Source organism: Roseovarius sp. MBR-154 (assembly GCF_053628595.1).
The window spans coordinates 75,354-96,749 of the sequence record NZ_JBRJGR010000003.1; the positions used below are offsets into that span (position 1 = coordinate 75,354).

Sequence of the window (21,396 nt, forward strand, 5' to 3'; positions counted from 1 at the left end):
TGGGTTCTCTCTGTTCGGCGCAAGATTAGGCACGATTCGAAGCCCCCGTAAACAGCAATTCGAATCACGCCGGGTATCGGGGCAGGGCCTTGCAGGGGTGGTTTTAATCCCGATTGATTCTGTTTGAATTCAACAGCTTGTAATGCGGCGCTGCAGCATTGCGATGGTGAATATGGACAAATTGTCCATTCCGGCTCTTTGTCCCTTCGGGGCCTGTTCAAAATGTCCGGGTCGTCCTCAAAGTGGACCATTGCACACAGAAAAGGCTTTGCGCGGTCAGGAAACTGAACCAATCTGAACTTGACGCAGCAAGGGGATGGCACGACGCGTGACCCATAGCCACGAACAGAAGGCAACGATGCCAGTGGGGATCGTGATCCGAAAAACGCTAGGCGTGACCCGTTGGGCGGCGTGGTCGTGGCGTGCGGTGGCGCTCTTGCCCGGTGCCGGTCCCGCCAACTGGCGCGAGTTGCGGCGCGAGGGAGACGCGGTGGAGTATCATGCCGCGACCGTGACCCTCGAACTCCACCATACCTTGACCGAGGCTTATCTTCAGGGCCTGTCCGCGAAGGTGCCTGGCGTCTATGTGATCATGCGCAACGGCGCCGCCGCGCATCGCGATGGCGCGCCTCTGGACGTTGTCTTGGCCACGGCCTCACCGTTTGAGGCGCAGGATTACGCCGACTCGGGTGAAGAGATCGTCGAGAAGGTGCCCATGCCCGAGGGTCTGATCGCCTGGGTGCGCGATTTCGTCGAGGCGCATCACGAGGACGACGTCTTCAAGAAACGTCGCCGCGACAAGCGCACCATGGGCGACGTACAGGACGGCATCGGCGATCCGCGCATTCCGCAGTTGAGCGACGTTTACCGTGCGCCGGTTGTTGCGCGCAAAGGAAGGCTGAATTGAGCCGGGGAGGCGATTTCTGGTCGCGTCGCAAGGCGCAGGTCGAGGCAGAGGCCGAGGCACAGGCCCGCGCGGCCGAGTCCGAGGCGCGCGCCGTCCGCGAGGCCGAATTGGCCGAGAAGAGCGATGCCGACATCTGCGCGGACCTGGGTCTGCCCGATCCCGACACATTGCAGCCCGGCGATGATTTCCGCGCTTTCATGGCCAAGGCGGTGCCCGAGCGGCTCCGCCGCCGCGCTCTGCGGCGGCTCTGGCTGAGCAATCCCACGCTCGCCAATCTCGACGGGCTGGTGGATTACGCCGATGATTACACCGACAATGCCACCGTGATCGAGAACCTGCGGACCGCCTATCAGGTGGGCAAGGGCATGACCGCCCATGTCGAGAAAATGGCGCGGCAGGCCGAAACCGAGGCGAAGGCGGCGGAGCAGCCGGAGCCCGAGGACGCCCCGCAGGAGGCCGAAGACGAGACCCCGACACAAGTGGCCGAGACCGAGGAGCCGTATGAAACGGCCGAGCCCTACGCCTGGGCCGAGGACACATCCGAGGCTGAGGAGGCTGCTCCCCGCCGCCGCATGCAGTTCGAGTTCGACGACACAGCCGGAACATCGGCATGACCCAGCAAGAGGCCCTCATGGAACAACAGACCGCCGCGCCGGAGATCGCAGAGGAGGACGCGCTGCGTGCTGATCTCTATGATTTCTTGGCTGTCCTTCTGGCGCGCCCGCCGGGGCAGGAGCTGCTCGACAAGACCGCTGCGCTCAGCGGCGATCAGAGCGACATGGGGCAGGCCATTGCAGCGCTTGCCCGTGTCGCCCGCGTCAGCAAGCCCGCTGCAGTCGAGAGCGAGTTTAACGCGCTTTTCATTGGGCTGGGGCGGGGCGAACTTCTGCCCTATGCAAGCTATTACCTGACCGGCTTTCTCAATGAAAAGCCGCTGGCCGGGCTGCGCCGGGACATGGCCGCGCGCGGCATGACGCGGGCGCAGAACGTCTATGAACCTGAGGACAATATCGCGTCGTGCATGGAGATGATGGCGGGGCTGATCCGGGGCCGGTTTGGCACCCCGGCGACTTTGGCCGAGCAGCAGGCATTCTTCAACAAGCATATCGGCCCTTGGGCCGGGCATTTCTTCAGTGATTTGGAGGCCGCGCGTAATTCGGTCCTCTATGCCTCGGTGGGCGCTGTCGGCCGGGCGTTCATGGAGATCGAGGCGCAGGGCTTTCGAATGAGCGTGCGCTGATCGCGCATCACAACCGGTGGGCATGAGCCCGCCACAACCAGAGGAGGGGACCCTCATGACCCGGAAAACCGAGGACGGCAGCAGCCGCCGCGATTTCCTCAAACTGGCCGCAACCGGCGCGCCTGCTATTGCGGTCGCAAGCGTGGTGACCGGCGGGAAGGCCGAAGCCGCCGAGCCCGACCTGACATCGAACACGATGCAGGATACCGCGCACACCCGCGCCTATCTGGACAGCGCCCGGTTCTAAGCTTCGGACGACGTCAAACACCGCTGACGACTGGCTGCGTGACACGCGACTGTCAGCGGAAACCACAGTACCCAGCCTGAATGCAGGCCCAGGGAGGAGAGAGAAACATGCTTAGGAAAAAGACCAATGGGGTTGCGCGACGCCCTCAGCGGACCAGTATCCTGTCTGAGGTCGCCGACAAGTCGGTCGACCGCCGCGCGTTCCTGCGCGGAAGCGGTCTGGCCATCGGTGGCCTGGCTGCCATCGGTGCCATGGGCGGCACCGTTACCCGCGCCAACGCCCAAAGCGCTGCTGCGGAAGCCGTGCAAACGGTGAAATCCGTCTGCACCCATTGCTCGGTCGGCTGCACGGTTGTGGCCGAGGTGCAGAATGGTGTCTGGACCGGGCAGGAACCCGGCTGGGACAGCCCGTTCAATCTGGGCGCACATTGCGCCAAAGGGGCCGCCGTGCGCGAGCATGCCCATGGCGAGCGCCGCCTGAAATACCCGATGAAGAAAGAAGGCGGCGAGTGGAAGCGCATCAGCTGGGAGCAGGCGATCAACGAGATCGGCGACGGCATGATGAAGATCCGTGAAGAGAGCGGCCCGGATTCGGTCTACTGGCTCGGCTCGGCCAAGCACAATAACGAGCAAGCCTATCTCTTCCGCAAGTTCGCCGCCTATTGGGGCACGAACAACGTCGACCATCAGGCGCGGATCTGTCACTCGACCACGGTGGCGGGTGTGGCGAATACATGGGGCTACGGCGCCATGACCAACAGCTACAACGACATTCACAATTCCAAGGCGATTTTCATCATTGGTGGCAATCCAGCAGAAGCGCATCCCGTGTCGCTGCTGCACGTGCTGAAAGCCAAGGAAGAGAACAACGCGCCGCTGATCGTCTGCGACCCGCGCTTTACCCGTACCGCAGCGCATGCTGATGAGTATGTGCGCTTCCGTCCGGGTTCGGACGTGGCGCTGGTCTGGGGCATCCTGTGGCACATCTTCGAGAATGGCTGGGAGGACAAGGAATTCATCCGCACCCGTGTCTGGGGCATGGACCAGATCAAGGACGAGGTGAAGAAGTGGACGCCCGAGGAGGTGGAGCGTGTGACCGGCGCGCCGGGCAGCCAGCTGCGCCGCGTGGCGCGCACGCTCGCGAACAACCGTCCAGGCACGGTGATCTGGTGCATGGGTGGCACGCAGCACACCAACGGCAACAACAACACGCGCGCCTATTGCATCCTGCAACTGGCCCTGGGCAACATGGGCACTGCCGGTGGCGGTACCAACATCTTCCGAGGCCACGACAACGTTCAGGGCGCGACCGACCTTGGCGTTCTGGCGGACACGCTGCCCGGCTATTACGGCCTGGCGGAAGGGGCCTGGGCCCATTGGGCGCGCGTCTGGGAAGAAGATCTGGACTGGCTCAAGGGGCGTTTTGCGGACGTCTCTTACGGCGACGCGAAGATCATGAACCTCAACGGCATCACGGTCAGTCGCTGGATCGACGGTGTGCTCGAGGACAAGGAGAACATGGATCAGCCCAACAATGTGCGGGCGATGGTGTTCTGGGGTCATGCGCCCAACAGCCAGACACGCGGCAAGGAAATGAAGACCGCGATGGAAAAGCTGGATATGCTGGTGGTTGTCGATCCGTTCCCGACGGTCTCGGCCGTCATGCAGGATCGCACGGATGGCGTGTATCTCCTTCCCGCCACGACGCAGTTCGAGACGCGGGGGTCTGTTACGGCGTCGAACAGGTCGTTGCAGTGGCGGGATCAAGTGATTGCACCGCTCTTCGAGTCCAAGGTCGACCACGAGATCATGGCGCTGTTCGCCGAGAAGTTCGGCTTTCACGACCGCATGTTCCGGAACATCGCGATTGAAGAGGGCGGCGCGCCGAATGTCGAGGACATCACCCGCGAGTTCAATCGCGGTATGTGGACCATCGGCTATACCGGTCAGTCGCCGGAGCGCATGAAGATGCACATGGCGAACCAGCATACCTTCGACCGCACCACGTTGCGCGCCAATGGCGGGCCGGCAGACGGCGATTACTACGGTCTGCCGTGGCCCTGTTGGGGAACAGCCGAGATGAACCATCCCGGGACCGCCAATCTTTACGACATGTCGCTGCCGGTGTCGCAGGGTGGTTTGACCTTCCGTGCCCGGTTCGGCGTCGAGCGCGATGGCGACAACCTGCTCGCCGACGGCGTCTATTCGGTGGGTTCGGAGATTCAGGACGGATATCCGGAATTCACCATGCAGATGCTGATGGATCTGGGATGGGATGGCGACCTGACCGAGGAAGAGCGTGCCGCTATTGACGCGGTGGGCGGTCCTGCGGCCAACTGGAAGATCGACCTTTCGGGCGGGATCCAGCGGGTAGCGATCAAGCACGAATGCGCGCCCTTCGGCAATGCCAAGGCGCGGGCGGTCGTGTGGAACTTCCCCGATCCTGTGCCGCTGCACCGCGAACCGCTCTATACCAGCCGTCGTGATCTGGTGGCAGATTACCCGACCTACGAGGACCGCAAGTTCTGGCGTTTGCCGACCATGTACGCCTCGATCCAGAAGAACGACTTCTCGACCGATTACCCGATCATCCTCACCTCCGGCCGCCTGGTCGAATACGAGGGCGGCGGCGACGAGACGCGGTCGAACCCGTGGCTGGCCGAGTTGCAGCAGGACATGTTCGTCGAGATCAACCCGCGCGATGCCAACGATATCGGCATCCGTGACGGCGCTCAGGTCTGGGTGGAAGGTGCCGAAGGTGCGAAGGTCAAGGTCATAGCGATGGTGACCGAACGTGTGGGGCAGGGCGTGGCCTTCATGCCATTCCACTTCGGCGGTCATTTCGAGGGGCGCGACCTGCGGGAGAACTATCCCGACGGAGCCGATCCCTACGTTCTGGGCGAGAGCACGAACACGGCTCAGACCTATGGCTATGACTCGGTGACGCAGATGCAGGAGACCAAGGCGACTCTCTGCAAAATCGTTGCAGCATAAGGAGATACTGATATGGCAAGAGCAAAGTTTCTGTGCGACGCCGAACGCTGCATCGAATGCAACGCCTGTGTCACCGCCTGCAAGAACGAGCATGAGGTACCGTGGGGGATCAACCGCCGCAAGGTGGTGACGATCAACGACGGCAAGCCGGGTGAGCGCTCGATCTCGGTCGCGTGCATGCACTGCTCGGACGCGCCCTGCATGGCCGTCTGTCCGGTGGATTGCTTCTACCAGGACGAGGAAGGCGTGGTCCTGCACTCCAAGGATCTGTGCATCGGCTGCGGCTATTGCTTCTACGCGTGTCCGTTCGGCGCGCCGCAATTCCCGCAGGCGGGCAATTTCGGGTCCCGCGGCAAGATGGACAAATGCACCTTCTGCAAGGGCGGCCCGGAGGAGAACCACAGCCAGGCCGAGTTCCAGAAGTATGGGCGCAACCGGATCGCCGAGGGCAAGCTGCCCATCTGCGCCGAGATGTGCTCGACCAAGGCACTTCTGGCGGGTGATGGCGACGTGGTCTCGAGCATTTACCGCGAACGCGTCGTGGCGCGTGGTTTCGGCTCGGGGGCCTGGGGCTGGGGCAGCGCCTACGGTCAGCAAAGCGGCGGCTGAGGACCCGGTGGGGGACCCCCACCACCCAAAGCACCTGGTCGAAAAGGTGGGCGGCACGCGTGCCGCCCCCTCAAATGTATCGAACTTCCATACAGGATGATCACACATGCCTCGCATGATCTTGATGCTGTTGCTCTCGTTGGTTCTTGCTGTGCCGCTGGCCGCGCAAGAGACAACCTCGGCACCCGAACCGGATCGCTCGGCCACGGGCGGTGCGCAGACGCTTGAAGACATTCTTGCGCGCCAACGCGGCGAAAAGGTCGATGACGCGTTTCGCCGAAATGCCACTGGCGGCGATGACGCTGCCGGAATGGCGGGGCAATTGGGCACGCTTGGCGGGGCATCTGATGCAGAGGTCTGGCGCGCGCTGCGCTATGGTCTTGATGACGTGAAAGTGTCCTCCGGTGGACCCGAGGCACGCGTCCTTATTCAGGACGGCGGCATGTCGTGGCTGCAGTTTCGAAAGGGGCCACTTGCGACGTATGGTGCCTATCTTCTCGGGGGCACGATTGTGCTACTTGCGCTCTTTCTCCTGTTCCGGGGTCGCATTCGTATCGACGGCGAAAAGACAGGCCGCACCGTCACCCGGTTTCAAGCCATCGAGCGATTTGGTCATTGGCTCATGGCCGGCTCATTCGTCGTTCTGGCGACCACCGGGTTAATCGTGCTTTTCGGCCGGACCGTGGTCATTCCGCTCTTGGGACATGAGGCGTTTTCGACCATCGCAGTCGGTTCGAAATGGGTGCATAACAACATCTCCTGGGCCTTCATGCTGGGCCTCGTGATGGTATTCTTCATGTGGGTTCTGCACAACATTCCCAATCGGACGGACCTGAAATGGCTGGCCGTGGGCGGCGGGATATTTACCAAGGGCGTGCATCCGCCTGCCAGGAAATTCAACGCCGGACAGAAGATGATCTTCTGGGCGACCATCGTGTTTGGTGCCTCGATCTCGGCCTCGGGCTTGTCGCTGCTCTTCCCGTTCGAACTGCCGATGTTCGCCAAGACATTTGCCATTCTCAACGACACCGGGCTGCCGCAGGCCGTGGGCTTCGGGGTGCTGCCCGAAATGCTTGCCCCGCATGAGGAAATGCAGCTGGCGACACTGTGGCATTCGATCATGGCGTTTGTGCTGACGGCGATCATCCTCGCGCATATCTATATCGGCTCTGTCGGCATGGAGGGTGCTTTTGACGCCATGGGTTCGGGTGAGGTCGAGGAGCAGTGGGCGCGCGAGCATCACGGGCTGTGGCTCGAGGAGTTGCAGGAAAAGGGCCACGCGCCCGATTCGCGCAAGGCAAGCACGCCTGCGGAATAGACATGCGTGCGCTGACGCTTGCTCTGTGGATATTGGGGCTGGCGGGGGCGACCCCGCTGGCGGCACAGGAGTTCACCACGCTCAAGGGGCATGGCGGCCCGGTGATGGGGCTGAGCGTGTTGCCGGAAAGCGGGCAGGTGGTGTCGGCCAGTTTCGACAACTCGGTGGGGCTCTGGCAGGGTCGCGCGCCGCGCTGGTTCGAGGGGCATGCGGCGGCAGTTGTCACGGTAGCGCCTCTGGGCGAAGACCGCTTGGTCAGCGGCGGGGATGATTTCGCGGTTATCGTCTGGGATCGGAGCTCGGGCGAGGGCCAAAGGCTGAAGGGCCACCAAGGCAAGATAGCCGCGCTCGATGTGTCGCCCGAGGGCGACTGGATCGCTTCGGCAAGCTGGGACGGTTCAATCGGTCTGTGGCCCGTTGCGGGGGGCGAGGCGCAGTTTCTCAATGGGCACGATGCGGCGGTCACCGATGTGGCGTTCAGTGAGGATAACAACCTGCTCTATTCCTCCTCTGCCGATGGCACCCTGCGCGAATGGCAGTGGCGCGAGACGGGTGCGCCGCCGCGCGAATTGCTCAATCAGGGCTTTGGCATAAACCGCCTTGTGCTGGGTCCGGGGGATATGTGGCTCGCCTATGGCGCGGTCGATGGAGCGACGCGGGTCGTCGATCCGAAGACGGGAGAAGAGATCGCCGATTTCACGCTCGACCGCCGTCCGGTCCTGTCGCTGGCCTATCATGCGGCGACGGCGCAACTGGCGGCGGGGGATGGCCATGGCTATATCATGGTTATCGACACTGACGATTGGCGCATTACCCGGGACTTTCAGGCGATGGCGCGCGGTCCGGTCTGGGCTCTCGAATTCTCGCCGGTCGGCGACATGATCTATGCCGGAGGACTGAGCGAGGTGATCTATGGCTGGCCGGTGGACCTGCTGGGTGAATATGATCCGGCAGGGGCAACCGAGCACAGCTTTCTGCGGCCGACGGAAGAGATGGACAACGGCGAGCGGCAATTCATGCGCAAATGCTCGATCTGCCATGCATTGACGCCGCCGCCGTCGCGCAAGGCGGGGCCGACGCTTTACGGCGTCTTTGGTCGGCCTGCGGGCACGGTGCCGGGCTATGCCTATTCCGAGACGCTCGACAGCTCTGATATCGTCTGGAATGACGACACGATAGACGCGCTATTCGATCTTGGGCCGGATCACTACATCCCAGGCTCCAAAATGCCGATGCAACGGATCACAGCGCCCAGAGACAGGCAGGATATGATAGACTATCTGCGCGAGGCCACTGCAACTGAAGGGAACTGAGACATGAAAGTGATGATTGCGGCCTTCGTGGCCTGTGGGATTATCACCGCTGCCGCGCCCACGGTGCTGCTCGAATTGGGCTATACATCCGAGGCCAAGCGCGCGGGCGATGCCGTTCGGCTGAACGACGCGGCTGAATGACAGCCAAGGCAAAGCCTGACGACACCCGCGACGATTACGGCGAAAATCTGTCGCGCGCCGCCGTGCTCATCATCGACGATGAGCCGGGGATGCGCAACTTTCTGGTCAAGACGTTCGGCCCCCGCTGCAAGCGGGTCGAACAGGCGCGATCTTGTGCCGAGGCAAGCGAGATCCTCGATCAGGTGCATTTTGATCTGGTGATCCTCGACAATGTCATGCCGGGCAAGAGCGGACTTGACTGGCTAGAGGAGCAGCGGCAGGTCGGGCTTTTTGCCGATACGATCCTGATCACCGCCTATGCCGATCTCGATACCGCGATCAAGGCGCTGCGCGCGGGCGTGAGCGATTTTGTCCTCAAGCCGTTCCGCGCCAACCAGATCCTGAACGCGGTGGCGCGCGCGATGGATCGCAAGTATCTGGCGCGCGAAAACTACCTCTTGCGGCACGAGTTGTCGGAGGGCGGGCAGGCGGCGCGCGGTCGGCTTCTGGGGAATTCCCCCCCAATACAGGCGGTGCGCGAGATGCTTACCAAGCTGGCGCCCCTGCCAACCTCGGTGCTTTTCACCGGGGCGAGCGGGACCGGTAAGGAAATCGCGGCGCGCACCCTGCACGGGATGTCGGACCGGGTCGAGAAACCCTTTGTCGCTGTCAATTGCGCAGCCATTTCCGCAGATCGGATCGGTGAGGAACTCTTCGGCGTGGTCGAGGATGGCCGCCCACGCAAGGATGGGCTATTGCTGCATGCCGATGGCGGCACGCTGCTGCTGGACGAGGTGGCGCAGCTGCCCGAACATGTCCAGGCCGGGCTCTTGCGGGTGCTGGAGGACAAACGAATCCGGCCCTTGGGGTCTGAACGGGAAATTCCCCTGAACCTGCGCTTTCTCTTTGCCACCAATGCCGATCTGCAAGAGGCGGTGAAAGCGGGTGGTTTTCGCGCTGACCTTTTCCACCGGATCAATATAGTCAATGTCGAGATGCCCCGCCTCAGGGAACGCGCCGAGGATATCGTCGAACTGGCGGCATTGTTCATGAGCGAGTTTTCCCGCTCGCTCGGAATGCCCGCGCTGGAGTTGAACGAAGAGGTGCTGCTCAAGCTCAGCCGCTACGACTGGCCGGGCAATGTGCGCGAATTGCGCAACCTCATCGAACGCTCGGTAATCCTCGGTGAATTCCCCGAGGAATTCGCGGGCTCCGGCCGCGTCACCGGCACACAGGCCATCGAGACGCTTGAGCTGGTCGAACAACGTCATATCATGGCTGTGCTCGATGCCTGCGGCGGCAACCGCGCCGAGGCGGCGCGCCGTCTGGGCGTCGCGCGCAAGACCGTGGATCGCAAATGCGCGGCCTGGGGTCTCTGATCGCGCTGCGCCACAAATGAGAATGCCGGGTTCATCCCCGAACCCGGCATTCCATTGCCCGTGAGCGGATCTTGCCCGATCAGTCCCAGCCGACCTCGTTGAAGATGGTCTGTGCGTCTGCGGCGTGTGCCTTGAACGACGCGGTCGGCGTATCGTTGTCGGGGATGAAGAGCCCCATCTTGGCGACATGCTCGCCGATCGGCACGCCGGACATGACCGGATATTCGTTATTGGCATTGGCGAATTGCGCCTGCGCCTCTTCGCTGGCGAGGTATTCGAGAAGGGCGGTCGCCTCTGCCTTGTTGGGCGCGTTGGCGGCGATGCCGGCGGCGGCGAGGTTGACATGCGCGCCGCGTCCGCTCTGGTTCGGCCAGACCCAGCCGATGCCGTCGATACCGGAGGTCAGCCCATCCACGTCGTCGGCGAGACCCCGGGCAAAATAGTAAGTGTTGGCGACAGCGATGTCGCACTCACCCGAGACGATGCCGCGCAGCTGGTCGGTGTCGCCGCCCTGCGGTTCGCGCGCCATGTTCTCGACGATGCCCGCGGCCCAGTCCTTGGCGGCCTCTTCGCCGTGGTTCTCGATGATCGAGGCCATCAGCGACTGGTTGTAGATGTTCGACGACGACCGAATGCAGACTTGCCCCTTGTAGGCAGGATCGGCCAGCTCTTCGTAGGTGGTTGGCGGGTTGTCGACCCGGTCCTTGGAATAGAAGATGATCCGCGCGCGCTGCGACAGGCCGGTCCACAGATTATCGGGATGGCGCAGATGGGCAGGCACATTGGCTTCGATCACGTCCGAGTCGAAGGCTTGGAGCAGCCCGCGTTCCTCTGCGCGCGCGATGCGGCCCACATCGACGGTCATGAACACGTCGGCGGGGCTGTTGGCACCCTCGGCCTCCATCCGGGCCATCAACTCGTCGGCCTTGGCCTCAATGCGGTTGATGGTGATGCCGGTCTTCTCGGTAAAAGCGGCATAGAGCGCGTCGTCGCTGTCATAGTGACGGCTGGAATAGAGGTTGACCTCCTGCGCGAAGGCAGGCGCGGTCAGGGCCATGAGGGCGGTGACGCTCATCGCGGCTTTGAACGGGTGCATCGGGGTTCCTTTCAGGTTTCCGAGTGAATTCGTAGGTTATTCCTACGAATTGCTGACTAAAAGAGTCAATAGTATTTCTGACAAAATCAGTCGGATCACGGAGGGAAGCGCCCGTCAAAGGCAGCCGGGACGGGTGACGGGACATGCTCCGATCACGCCTGTGAATGACTTTGCGCTCATCTCGCCGTCATCCTCGGGCGCGACCCCAGGATCCCCGGATCGGCCCCTTCCCAATACGCAGCGTAAAACTTGCGCTGCGCCCCATTCCCGCACATTCTGACGCGCAACGAGGGCCCCGCTCGGGAGAGGCGGGACATTACAGGGAGGACGGTCCGATGGGTTTCACATCGCGGCAGGATGCGCTTGACATACAGAACGAGATGCCATGGGAGGCGCGCGAAAGACCGGCCACCCTCTACCAGATGCTGCACGACACCGCGCGCGCCTTTCCGGACCGTCCGGCGCTGAGCTATCAGTTGCTTTCGGGGCCTTCCGACAAGGCGCAGACCCTGACATGGCAGCAGTTTCACGATCAGTGCTGTCAGGCGGCGAACCTCTTCCGGAGCCTGAAACTGGACGAGGAGGACGTGATCGCCCTCGTCCTGCCCAACTGTGTCGAGACCGCCGTCGCCACCATCGGCGGGGCCATCGCGGGGATCGTCAATCCGGTCAACCCACTGCTGGAGCCCGAACAGATTGCGGCGATCCTGCGCGAGACCGGGGCCAAGGTGGTGGTCACGCTCAAGGCCTTCCCCAAGACCGACATCGCGCAGAAGACCGCCGAGGCGGTGCGCCACGCGCCCGATGTTCATACGGTCTACGAGATCGACCTCAACCGCTATCTCACCCCGCCGAAAAGCTGGATCGTACCGCTGGTACGCCCCAAGAACCCGACCGGCCACCATGCAGATGTGCTCGATTTCAACAAGGCAATGGCGGGGCAGAACAAGACCCTGAATTTCAAGGATAGCGAGGGGGACCGGGTCGCCGCCTATTTCCACACTGGCGGCACCACGGGCATGCCCAAGGTCGCACAGCACAAATATTCCGGCATGATTTATAACGGCTGGATCGGACATACGCTGCTCTTTACCGAAGACGACAACGTGATGTGCCCGCTGCCGCTGTTTCACGTCTTTGCCTGCCACGTGATCCTGATGGCCTGCATCAAGTCTGGCGCGCATGTGGTGTTTCCAACGCCTGCGGGCTATCGCGGCGAGGGGGTGTTCGACAATTTCTGGAAGCTGTGCGAACGCTGGAAGATCAGCTTCGTGATCACAGTGCCCACGGCGGTCTCGGCGCTGATGCAGCGCAAGGTCGATGCGGATCTGAGCACTGTGAAGAACGCCTTTTCGGGCTCTGCACCGATGCCGATGGAGCTGTTCACCCGGTTCGAAGCCGCCACGGGTATGAAGGTCATCGAGGGCTACGGGCTGACCGAGGCGACCTGCCTTGTGTCCTGCAACCCGCCTGAGGGTGAGAAGAAGGTTGGCTCGGTCGGGGTGCCGTTTCCCTATACCGATGTGCGGATCTACAAGCTGGCCGAGGGCCAGCCGGTGGAATGCGACACCGACGAGGTCGGCGAAATCTGCATTTCCAACCCCGGCGTGTTTCCGGGCAACACCTATACCGAGGCGGCCAAGAACACCGATCTCTATCACCACGAAACCTATCTGCGCACCGGTGATCTGGGGCGTATCGATGGCGATGGCTATCTCTGGATCACCGGGCGCGCCAAGGATCTGATCATCCGGGGCGGGCACAATATCGACCCGGCGGATATTGAGGAGGCGCTCATGGCGCATCACGATGTGGCCATGGCCGGGGCGATCGGACAGCCCGACGCCCATGCCGGCGAGATGCCCTGCGCCTATGTCGAACTGGTCGAGGGCGGCAGTGCCACCGGCGCGGACCTGCTGGAGCATTGCAAGATCCACGTGCATGAGCGCGCCGCGATCCCGAAATACATCGAGGTGCTGGACGAATTGCCCAAGACCGCCGTCGGCAAGGTCTTCAAGCCTGAGCTGCGCAAGCACGCGATCACCCGCATCTACAATGCCGCACTCGGCGAGGCGGGCATTGCCGCGCAGGTCTCCTCGGTGGTGGATGACAAGAAACGCGGGCTGGTGGCGCAGTTGACCCGCACGGGTGAGGCGGATGAAGAGGCCATCGGCCACGTCCTCGGCCAGTTCACGCGGCCCTGGGAATGGGCGGAGTAGGGACCGGAGCGGACAGGCCGCGCGTCACGGGAGTGTTATCTTCTGCGGTGAAAAGTCATTCTGACGCACCGCCGCGTCATGTCTTTCGCTCACGCCGCCAAGGAGACGTCCCATGTCCCGCAAGGTCTTCATCTGGGTGGCCCATCCCCGCGCCACCTCCTTTTGTGTCGCCCTCGCCGATGCCTATCAGGAGGGGGCCACCGAATCCGGGGCCACGATCCGACGGATGGATCTGAACGCCATGCGATTCGATCCGCATTTCGAGGGCTACGGCCCCGAGACGCCCCCGCTGGAGCCTGACCTTCTGGCCTGGCAGGAGAACATCGCCTGGGCCGATCATCTGCTGATCGTGCATCCCTATTGGTGGGGGGCGATGCCCGCGCGCGCCAAGGCGGTTCTGGATCGTGCGCTGACCTCGGGTTTCGCCTTTCGCTATCACAAGGGCAGTGTCCTCTGGGACAAGCTGCTCACCGGGCGTAAAGCGGATGCGATCCTGACCTCGGACACCCCACCCTGGTACGACACGCTGGTCTACCGCAAACCGGGGCGGCGGTCGCTGCGCAACCAGGTGCTGAAATTCTGCGGGATCGCACCTCGCAAGATCGTGCAATTCGGCACGGTAAAGACAGCCAATGAGGCCAAGCGCGCCCGATGGATCGAACGGGCGCGCGGCATGGGCCGCAGCGCGGGTTTATGACACATCCTTGTAGCTCACTTCGCGCCTGTCCGCGCCGGTCTTTTCGCGGCGTACCAGCAGCCTGTTGAGCGCGTGGACATAGGCGCGGGCGCTGGCCACGACGGTGTCGGTATCCGCCGATTGCCCGGTCACGATGCGGCCCTCTTCCTCCATCCGGACAGACACGGTGGCCTGCGCATCGGTGCCTTCGGTCACGGCGGCCACCTGGTAGAGTTGCAGCCGCGCCTCATGCGGAAAGAGCGCCTTGACCGCGTTGAAGGTGGCATCCACCGGGCCGTCGCCGGTGGCCTCGGTCGATTTCTCCTCGCCGTCGATTATCATGGTGAGCGTCGCCTTTTGCGGCCCGTCGGTGCCGCAGATCACCTGCAAGTGCTTGATCTGCAAGCGGTCGCTCTCATCATCGAGCCCGGCATTTACCAATGCGATCAGGTCCTCGTCATAGACCTCTTTCTTGCGATCGGCGAGTTCCTTGAACCGCACGAACACGTCGCCCAACTGATTGTCGGCAAGGTCGTAACCGAGATCATGCAGCTTGGCGCGCAGCGCGGCGCGGCCCGAATGCTTGCCCATGACGATATTGGTGGCGGCGAGGCCCACATCCTCGGGGCGCATGATCTCGAAGGTCTCGGCGTTCTTGAGCATGCCGTCCTGGTGGATGCCCGACTCGTGCGCAAAGGCGTTCTTGCCAACGATCGCCTTGTTGTACTGCACGGCAAAGCCCGACACGGCGGCCACGCGACGCGAGATGTTCATGATCTTGCGGGTGTCGATCCCGGTTTCATAAGGCATGATGTCGCCGCGCACCTTGAGCGCCATCACCACCTCTTCCAGCGCGGTGTTGCCCGCGCGCTCGCCCAACCCGTTGATCGTGCATTCGATCTGCCGCGCGCCGCCAGCGACGGCCGCAAGGGCGTTGGCGGTCGCCATGCCGAGGTCATTATGGCAATGGGTTGCAAAGACGATTTCATCGGCGCCCGGCACCTCGTTGATGAGGCGGCGGATCAGATCGGCGCTCTCCACCGGGGCGGTATAGCCCACGGTGTCGGGGATGTTGATCGTGGTAGCGCCCGCCTTGATCGCGATTTCGACGACGCGCTTGAGATAGTCCCATTCGGTGCGGGTGGCATCCATCGGCGACCATTGCACGTTGTCACACAGGTTGCGCGCATGCGTCACCGTCTCATGGATGCGGTCGGCCATTTCATCCTGCGTGAGATTGGGGATCGCACGGTGCAGCGGCGAGGTGCCGATGAAGGTATGAATGCGCGGGGAATTCGCGTGTTTCACCGCGTCCCAGCAGCGGTCGATGTCCTTGAGGTTGGCGCGGGCGAGGCCGCAGATCGTAGCATCTTTCGCCTGTTTGGCGATCTCGCTGACGGCGCGGAAATCTCCCTCAGAGGCGACGGGAAAGCCCGCCTCGATGATATCGACGCCCATCTCGTCGAGCATCGACGCGATCTCGAGCTTTTCGGCGTGGGTCATGGTCGCGCCGGGGCTCTGCTCGCCGTCGCGCAAGGTGGTGTCGAAGATCACCACTTTATCTTTGGTCTGTTCGGTCATGTCGGGTCTCTTTCAATGAATCCTAAGCCTGCGGCGCGAAAACGGCACATCCTCTGAGCGGTCGCGCCATGACGGCACGCTCAGAGGCGGCTTAGGCCTAGCAGAACAGCCCGGAGGCCGCGACGGGGGGCGCGGGGCAGGCGGACGATATGGTTCTGCGTCAACATGACCAAAACTATAAGAGCGCCGCACGCCGATGAAAACCCCGAAATTTTTCCGCCCCCTGCGAAACAGGCTTGAAGCCTATGCCTCATCGGCTAGCTCTGCGATCATGGATAAGGCACTGATCATAGGCGCGTCCGGTGGCATCGGGCGGGCGGTATCGGAGGCGCTGAGCGCGCGGGGTGTGGCGGTGACCGGCCTGTCGCGCAGCGCGGACGGGCTCGACGTGACCGACGAATCCTCCGTTGAGGCGGGGTTGGGGCGGCTAGACGGGCCGTATGATCTGATCCTCGTCGCGACCGGTGCGCTGGAGATTGACGGCGCGCGGCCCGAGAAGGCGCTCAAGCAGGTGACGCCCAAGTCGATGATGGATCAGTTTGCGCTGAATTGCATCGGCCCGTCACTGGTTTTGAAACACGCCGTGCGGCTCTTGCCGCGTGACGGGCGTTGCGTGTTCGCGGCCCTCTCGGCGCGGGTCGGTTCGATCGGGGACAACGGGTTTGGCGGCTGGTACAGCTATCGCACGGCCAAGGCGGCGCTCAACCAGATGATCCATACCGGTGCCATTGAACTGGGACGCAGCCACCGTGAAGCCATTTGCGTCGCGCTGCATCCGGGCACCGTGCAGACACCCTTTACCGAGAAATACCTCGGTCGACATCCGTCGGTGCCGCCCGAAGAGGCGGCGCAGAACCTGCTGTCGGTGATCGGCGATTTGACGGTCGAGGATAGCGGGCAATTCTTTGATTGGCAGGGCGCGCGGGTGCCATGGTAGCGCGTCTTGTCCTCGTGCTGGGCGACCAGTTGAGCCACGGATTGTCGGCGCTGCGCGAGGCCGACAAATCCCGCGATATCGTGGTTATGGCCGAGGTGATGGAGGAGGGCACATATGTCCCCCATCACCCCAAGAAGATCGCCTTGATCCTCTCGGCGATGCGCCATTTCGCAGAAGAACTGCGCGAGGATGGCTGGCAGGTCGCTTATACCCGGCTGGATGATCCCGAGGCCAGCAAGAGCATCGTCGGCGAGTTGATGCGCCGGGGGCAGGCGCATGGCACGTCACAGGTGATCGCCACGCAACCCGGCGAATGGCGGCTGATCGAGGCGCTCGGGAACGCCCCGCTGACCGTGACGCAGCTGCCGGATGATCGCTTCATTTGCAGCCTTGACGAGTTCGACCGATGGGCCGAGGGCCGCAAGGAACTGCGGATGGAGTATTTCTACCGCGAGATGCGGCGCAAGACGGGCCTGATGATGGAGGGCGACAAACCTGCGGGCTGCAAGTGGAACTATGACCATGACAACCGCAAACCGGCGAAAATCGACATGTTGCGCGCTCGCCCGATGCGGTTCACCCCGGATGAGATCACGGCGGACGTGCTCGATCTGGTCGAGGCGCGCTTTGGGGATAATTTCGGCGATCTTCACCCGTTCTGGTTCGGCGTGACCTCGGCGCAGGCCAAGCGCGCACTCGACCATTTCGTCAAACATCTACTGGCGGGCTTCGGCGATTATCAGGATGCGATGCTACAGGATGACCGATTTGTGCATCACTCGGTCATTTCGATGTATTTGAACATCGGATTGCTCGATCCTGTGGATATCTGCAACCGCGTGGTTGAGGAATGGCAAGCCGGGCGCGTGCCGATCAATGCCGCCGAAGGCTATATCCGGCAGGTGATCGGCTGGCGTGAATACATGCGCGGGATCTATTTTCGCGAGGGTCCGGGCTATACGGCACGCAACACGCTGGGCCAGACCCGTGATTTGCCCTGGTTTTATTGGGGTGGCCAGACGCGGATGAACTGCGTCGCGCAAGCTGTTGATCAGACGAAGCAAGAGGCTTACGCGCACCATATCCAGCGGTTGATGGTGACGGGTAATTTCGCGCTGCTGGCAGGCATTGACCCGGGCCAGGTGCATGAGTGGTATCTGGCCGTCTATGCCGATGCGTTCGAATGGGTCGAGGCCCCGAACGTGATCGGAATGAGCCAGTTCGCTGATGGCGGCATCATCGCCTCCAAGCCCTATATCTCATCCGGCAATTACATCGCGAAGATGTCGGATTACTGCGCCACCTGCGCCTATTCGGTGAAGCAGAAGACGGGCGAAGGGGCCTGCCCCTTCAACCTGCTCTACTGGGATTTTCTGATCCGTCACCGCGACCGGTTCGGGCGCAATCCGCGCATGGGGCCAGTCTATCGCATATGGGACAAGATGCACGAGACGCGTCGCGCGGCGGTGCTCGACGGGGCCGCCAAGGTGCTGGGCAACATCGACGCCGGGCGCGTCGTATGATCAGTCCGCCGTCTCGGTGTTGCGGGTCAGCGCACCGTCTTCCCATGTGCCGCTGGCCTCCTGCCCGCTGGAGTAGCGCATCGTGCCCTCACCCTGACGCTTGCCCGCGCGGAACATGCCCTCGTAGACATCGCCATTGGTGTAGGTCGCCACACCCCGGCCGGAGATTTCGCCGTTCTGCCACTCGCCTTCATACAGGAACCCGTCGGGCATGGTGATCTTGCCCTGACCATCGCGCTGGCCTTCGGCGAAACCTCCCTCATAGACCGTGCCGTCGGGATAGGTGGCGGTGCCCTGACCATGGCGTTGGCCGCTCTGCCACTCGCCCTCATAGCGATAGCCGTCGGGATAGGTCATCACACCCTGACCGTGGTTCTTGGCCTCGACGAACTCGCCCTCGTAGACAAGACCGTTGGGATAGGTTGCGGTGCCGCTGCCCTCGATCACGCCGCCTACCCAGTCGCCCTCATAAGTGGAGCCGTCGGGATAGGTGATCTTGCCCAGACCATTGGCCAGATCATCGCGGAACTCGCCCACATAGACGGAACCGTCCGGATAGGTAACGCGGCCCTCCCCGGAAATCTTGCCAGCGCGCCATTCGCCCTCGTAGTGATAGCCGTCAGTGCCGGTAAACGTGCCTTGGCCGTGGCGGCGGTCATCCTGAAACTCACCCTCGTAAACGTCGCCGTTTTCATAGGTCACACGACCCGTCCCCTCGCGCCGCCCGGCCACGAGATTGCCCTCGTAGACGTCGCCGTTGGGCTGGATCAGCTTGCCGGTGCCGTCGATCTGGCCCGCCTTCCACGTGCCTTCGTAAACCAACCCGTCCGGCATGGTGAGCTTGCCCTCACCCTCACGCGCACCGCGCGCGACAGCCCCTTCGTAGACCGCGCCATCGGGATAGGTGATCGTGGCCTGGCCTTCCTTGACGCCGTTGACCCAATCGCCTTCGTAGCGATAGCCACCGGGGCTTTTCATGCGGCCATGCCCGTGATGCATGGCATTCAGAAAGCCGCCCTCGTAGCGCACGCCGTTGGCGTAGACCGCGACGCCCTGGCCGGTGATCTTGCCGTCGCTCCACTCGCCTTCGTAGGTGCCGCCATCGGTGAACACGATCTTGCCCACGCCATCGGGTTTGCCACGTGCGAACTCGCCCTCGTAGACCGAGCCGTTGGGAAAGCGGGCCACGCCTTCACCCCTGATCTCGCCCTCGACCCACTCACCGGTATACTCGTAGCCGTTGGGCAGCGTATAGGTGCCGGTGCCGTGCTGCAGCCCGTCCTTGAACGTGCCCTCATAGACGCCGCCATCGTCATATTGCTTGGTGCGCACCTCGTCATCCTGCGCCGCAGCCATGTCTGCGCCCGCAAGTGCGGCGGTGAAAACCATCGTCCGTGTCAACAAGCGCGTCATGTCTGCCCCGATGCCCGATCCCGTCCGGTTGTCTGACGGGTGCGGCAAATCTAGTGGACGCGGGCGGGCGTGACAACGGGTTTCCGGGCAAATCGGCTTTCCCTCGCGCGGGGTTCTGCTAAATCAGGCGCAGGATTGGATGAAGGGGCACGCGCATGGCGGATCGGTTCCGGCTGACACTGGCACAGTTGAACGCCACCGTGGGCGATCTTGCGGGCAATACGTCGCGCGCGCGTGTGGCCTGGGAAGCGGGGCGTGTGGCGGGGGCCGATCTCGTGGCATTGCCCGAGATGTTCATCACCGGCTACAATCCGCAGGATCTGGTGATGAAACCGGCCTTTCACCAGGCCTCCATCGCCGCAATCGAGGGGCTGGCGCGCGATTGCGCCGATGGTCCCGCGATCGCTATCGGCGGTCCCGCGCTCGAGGGGGCGGGGCTCTATAACGGCTATTACATCCTGCAAGGCGGGCAGGTGACGGCGCGGGTGCTCAAGCATCACCTGCCCAATGAGACTGTGTTTGACGAAAAACGCATTTACCAAAGCGGCGATGTCACCGGGCCCTACACCGTGCGCGGGCTGCGGATTGGCAGCCCGATCTGCGAAGATGCCTGGCACGAAGACGTCGCGGAAACGCTGGCGGAAACCGGCGCGGAAGTGCTGCTCGTGCCCAACGGCTCGCCGCATTACCGCGACAAGATCAACACCCGCCAGAACCTGATGGTCGCGCGGGTGATCGAGACCGGGCTACCGCTGGTCTATCTCAACCTCGTGGGCGGGCAGGACGATCAGGTCTTTGACGGGGGGTCTTTCGTGCTCAACCCCGGGGGCGGGTTGGTCGTGCAACTGCCGATGTTCGAAGAGGCCGTGACCCATGTCGATTTCGAACGGGGGCCCGCGGGCTGGCAGGCCGTGCCGGGCGACCTGGCGCATCTGCCCGATGATCTGGAACAGGATTACAACGCCATGGTGCTGGCGCTGCGCGATTACCTGCGCAAGGCGGGGTTTTCGCGCGTTTTGCTTGGGTTGTCGGGCGGGGTCGACAGCGCGATCGTGGCGACCATCGCGGTCGATGCGCTTGGGGCCGAGAATGTGCGCTGCGTGATGCTGCCCTCTGAATACACGTCGGAGGAGTCGCTGGAGGATGCCAAGGCGCTCGCCGAAAATCTGGGGAGCCGATACGATGTCGTGCCGATTGTCGAAGGCCGCGCGGCGATCAGCACAACGCTTGCGCCGCTCTTCGAGGGGACCGAGCCGGATCTCACCGAGGAAAATATTCAGTCGCGGCTGCGCGGTCTGCTCCTGATGGCGCTCTCGAACAAGTTCGGCGAGATGCTGCTCACCACCGGCAACAAGTCCGAAGTGGCGGTTGGTTACGCCACGATCTATGGCGACATGGCTGGCGGCTATAATCCGATCAAGGATCTCTACAAGACGCGAGTGTTCGAGATCTGCCGCTGGCGAAACGCCCATTATCGGGGCTGGATGCAGGGGCCCGAGGGCGCGGTGATCCCTGCGCGCGTCATCGACAAACCGCCGAGCGCGGAGCTGCGCGCGGATCAGAAGGACAGCGATTCGCTGCCCGATTACCCGGTGCTGGACGGGATCCTCGATATCCTTGTGGATCAGGACGGTTCGATCTCGGATTGCGTGGCGGCGGGGTTTGATGCGGCGGATGCCGAAAAGGTCGAGCATCTGCTTTACATCAGCGAATACAAGCGTTTCCAGGCGGCACCGGGCACGCGACTGAGTAAGCGCGCCTTCTGGCTCGACCGGCGCTATCCGATCATCAACCGCTGGCGCGACCGGTCCGCCAAGGGGTGATG

18 protein-coding genes are annotated in these 21,396 nt (G+C 62.8%); 15 read left to right on the forward strand and 3 right to left on the reverse strand.

Going from position 1 to position 21,396, the window contains the following annotated elements; genetic code table 11:
• Positions 1–316: 316 nt before the first annotated feature.
• From ACSSV4_RS05340 to ACSSV4_RS05385, 10 genes are all read left to right on the forward strand, one after another.
• A complete protein-coding gene (locus ACSSV4_RS05340) occupies positions 317–907 on the forward strand; it encodes a DUF3305 domain-containing protein (RefSeq protein ID WP_454273958.1) in 591 nt (196 codons plus the stop codon).
• Positions 904–1,521 carry a DUF3306 domain-containing protein gene (locus tag ACSSV4_RS05345; protein ID WP_454273959.1) on the forward strand — a complete coding sequence of 206 codons (618 nt, stop codon included), beginning with the start codon at positions 904–906 and terminating at the stop codon, positions 1,519–1,521. The genes ACSSV4_RS05340 and ACSSV4_RS05345 overlap by 4 nt, the downstream gene beginning before the upstream one ends.
• Positions 1,518–2,147 carry a TorD/DmsD family molecular chaperone gene (locus ACSSV4_RS05350; RefSeq protein ID WP_454273960.1) on the forward strand — a complete coding sequence of 210 codons (630 nt, stop codon included), beginning with the start codon at positions 1,518–1,520 and terminating at the stop codon, positions 2,145–2,147. Before ACSSV4_RS05345 ends, ACSSV4_RS05350 begins: the two co-directional genes overlap by 4 nt.
• Before the next feature lie 55 nt (positions 2,148–2,202).
• The gene (locus ACSSV4_RS05355; protein WP_454273961.1) at positions 2,203–2,394 is read left to right on the forward strand and encodes a ubiquinol-cytochrome c reductase iron-sulfur subunit N-terminal domain-containing protein; all 192 of its coding nucleotides are present in this window, start codon (positions 2,203–2,205) and stop codon (positions 2,392–2,394) included.
• Between the two features lie 107 nt (positions 2,395–2,501).
• The gene (locus tag ACSSV4_RS05360; RefSeq protein WP_454273962.1) at positions 2,502–5,387 is read left to right on the forward strand and encodes a formate dehydrogenase subunit alpha; all 2,886 of its coding nucleotides are present in this window, start codon (positions 2,502–2,504) and stop codon (positions 5,385–5,387) included.
• 12 nt (positions 5,388–5,399) lie between these two features.
• Positions 5,400–5,996 (forward strand): formate dehydrogenase FDH3 subunit beta, encoded by a 597-nt coding sequence (fdh3B, locus tag ACSSV4_RS05365; RefSeq protein WP_050664169.1) that lies wholly within the window; start codon positions 5,400–5,402, stop codon positions 5,994–5,996.
• Positions 5,997–6,102: 106 nt separating this feature from the next.
• Positions 6,103–7,314: a formate dehydrogenase subunit gamma gene (locus ACSSV4_RS05370; protein WP_454273963.1), complete on the forward strand. Its 1,212-nt coding sequence runs from the start codon at positions 6,103–6,105 to the stop codon at positions 7,312–7,314.
• A 2-nt stretch (positions 7,315–7,316) separates the two neighbouring features.
• Complete coding sequence (locus ACSSV4_RS05375; RefSeq protein WP_454273964.1) at positions 7,317–8,627, forward strand: c-type cytochrome; 1,311 nt, start codon at positions 7,317–7,319, stop codon at positions 8,625–8,627.
• 3 nt (positions 8,628–8,630) lie between these two features.
• Positions 8,631–8,768 (forward strand): hypothetical protein, encoded by a 138-nt coding sequence (locus ACSSV4_RS05380; RefSeq protein WP_454273965.1) that lies wholly within the window; start codon positions 8,631–8,633, stop codon positions 8,766–8,768.
• Positions 8,765–10,126 (forward strand): sigma-54-dependent transcriptional regulator, encoded by a 1,362-nt coding sequence (locus ACSSV4_RS05385; protein WP_454273966.1) that lies wholly within the window; start codon positions 8,765–8,767, stop codon positions 10,124–10,126. The genes ACSSV4_RS05380 and ACSSV4_RS05385 overlap by 4 nt, the downstream gene beginning before the upstream one ends.
• A gap of 79 nt (positions 10,127–10,205) precedes the next feature.
• On the opposite strand, the gene ACSSV4_RS05390 is transcribed toward ACSSV4_RS05385, so the two are convergent.
• Positions 10,206–11,222, reverse strand: coding sequence for an extracellular solute-binding protein (locus ACSSV4_RS05390; protein WP_454273967.1), 1,017 nt, complete (start codon positions 11,220–11,222; stop codon positions 10,206–10,208).
• Positions 11,223–11,557: 335 nt separating this feature from the next.
• Between ACSSV4_RS05390 and ACSSV4_RS05395 the strand changes: the two genes are divergently transcribed.
• Both ACSSV4_RS05395 and ACSSV4_RS05400 read left to right on the forward strand, forming a co-directional pair.
• On the forward strand, positions 11,558–13,441 hold the full coding sequence (locus tag ACSSV4_RS05395) for an acyl-CoA synthetase (RefSeq protein WP_454273968.1): 1,884 nt from the start codon (positions 11,558–11,560) through the stop codon (positions 13,439–13,441).
• 112 nt (positions 13,442–13,553) lie between these two features.
• A complete protein-coding gene (locus tag ACSSV4_RS05400; protein WP_454273969.1) occupies positions 13,554–14,138 on the forward strand; it encodes an NAD(P)H-dependent oxidoreductase in 585 nt (194 codons plus the stop codon).
• Here the strand turns inward: ACSSV4_RS05400 and ACSSV4_RS05405 are convergent.
• On the reverse strand, positions 14,133–15,698 hold the full coding sequence (locus ACSSV4_RS05405) for a 2-isopropylmalate synthase (RefSeq protein WP_454273970.1): 1,566 nt from the start codon (positions 15,696–15,698) through the stop codon (positions 14,133–14,135). The genes ACSSV4_RS05400 and ACSSV4_RS05405 overlap by 6 nt on opposite strands.
• Positions 15,699–15,969: 271 nt before the next feature.
• Between ACSSV4_RS05405 and ACSSV4_RS05410 the strand changes: the two genes are divergently transcribed.
• Positions 15,970–16,635 carry an SDR family NAD(P)-dependent oxidoreductase gene (locus ACSSV4_RS05410; RefSeq protein WP_454273971.1) on the forward strand — a complete coding sequence of 222 codons (666 nt, stop codon included), beginning with the start codon at positions 15,970–15,972 and terminating at the stop codon, positions 16,633–16,635.
• The gene (locus ACSSV4_RS05415) at positions 16,629–18,158 is read left to right on the forward strand and encodes a cryptochrome/photolyase family protein (RefSeq protein WP_454273972.1); all 1,530 of its coding nucleotides are present in this window, start codon (positions 16,629–16,631) and stop codon (positions 18,156–18,158) included. The genes ACSSV4_RS05410 and ACSSV4_RS05415 overlap by 7 nt, the downstream gene beginning before the upstream one ends.
• Here ACSSV4_RS05415 and ACSSV4_RS05420 read toward each other — a convergent pair whose 3' ends face one another.
• A complete protein-coding gene (locus tag ACSSV4_RS05420) occupies positions 18,159–19,547 on the reverse strand; it encodes an MORN repeat-containing protein (RefSeq protein WP_454273973.1) in 1,389 nt (462 codons plus the stop codon).
• Between the two features lie 179 nt (positions 19,548–19,726).
• Between ACSSV4_RS05420 and ACSSV4_RS05425 the strand changes: the two genes are divergently transcribed.
• Entirely contained in the window at positions 19,727–21,394 is a 1,668-nt protein-coding gene (locus tag ACSSV4_RS05425) for an NAD+ synthase (RefSeq protein WP_454273974.1), read from the forward strand.
• Positions 21,395–21,396 lie beyond the last annotated feature (2 nt).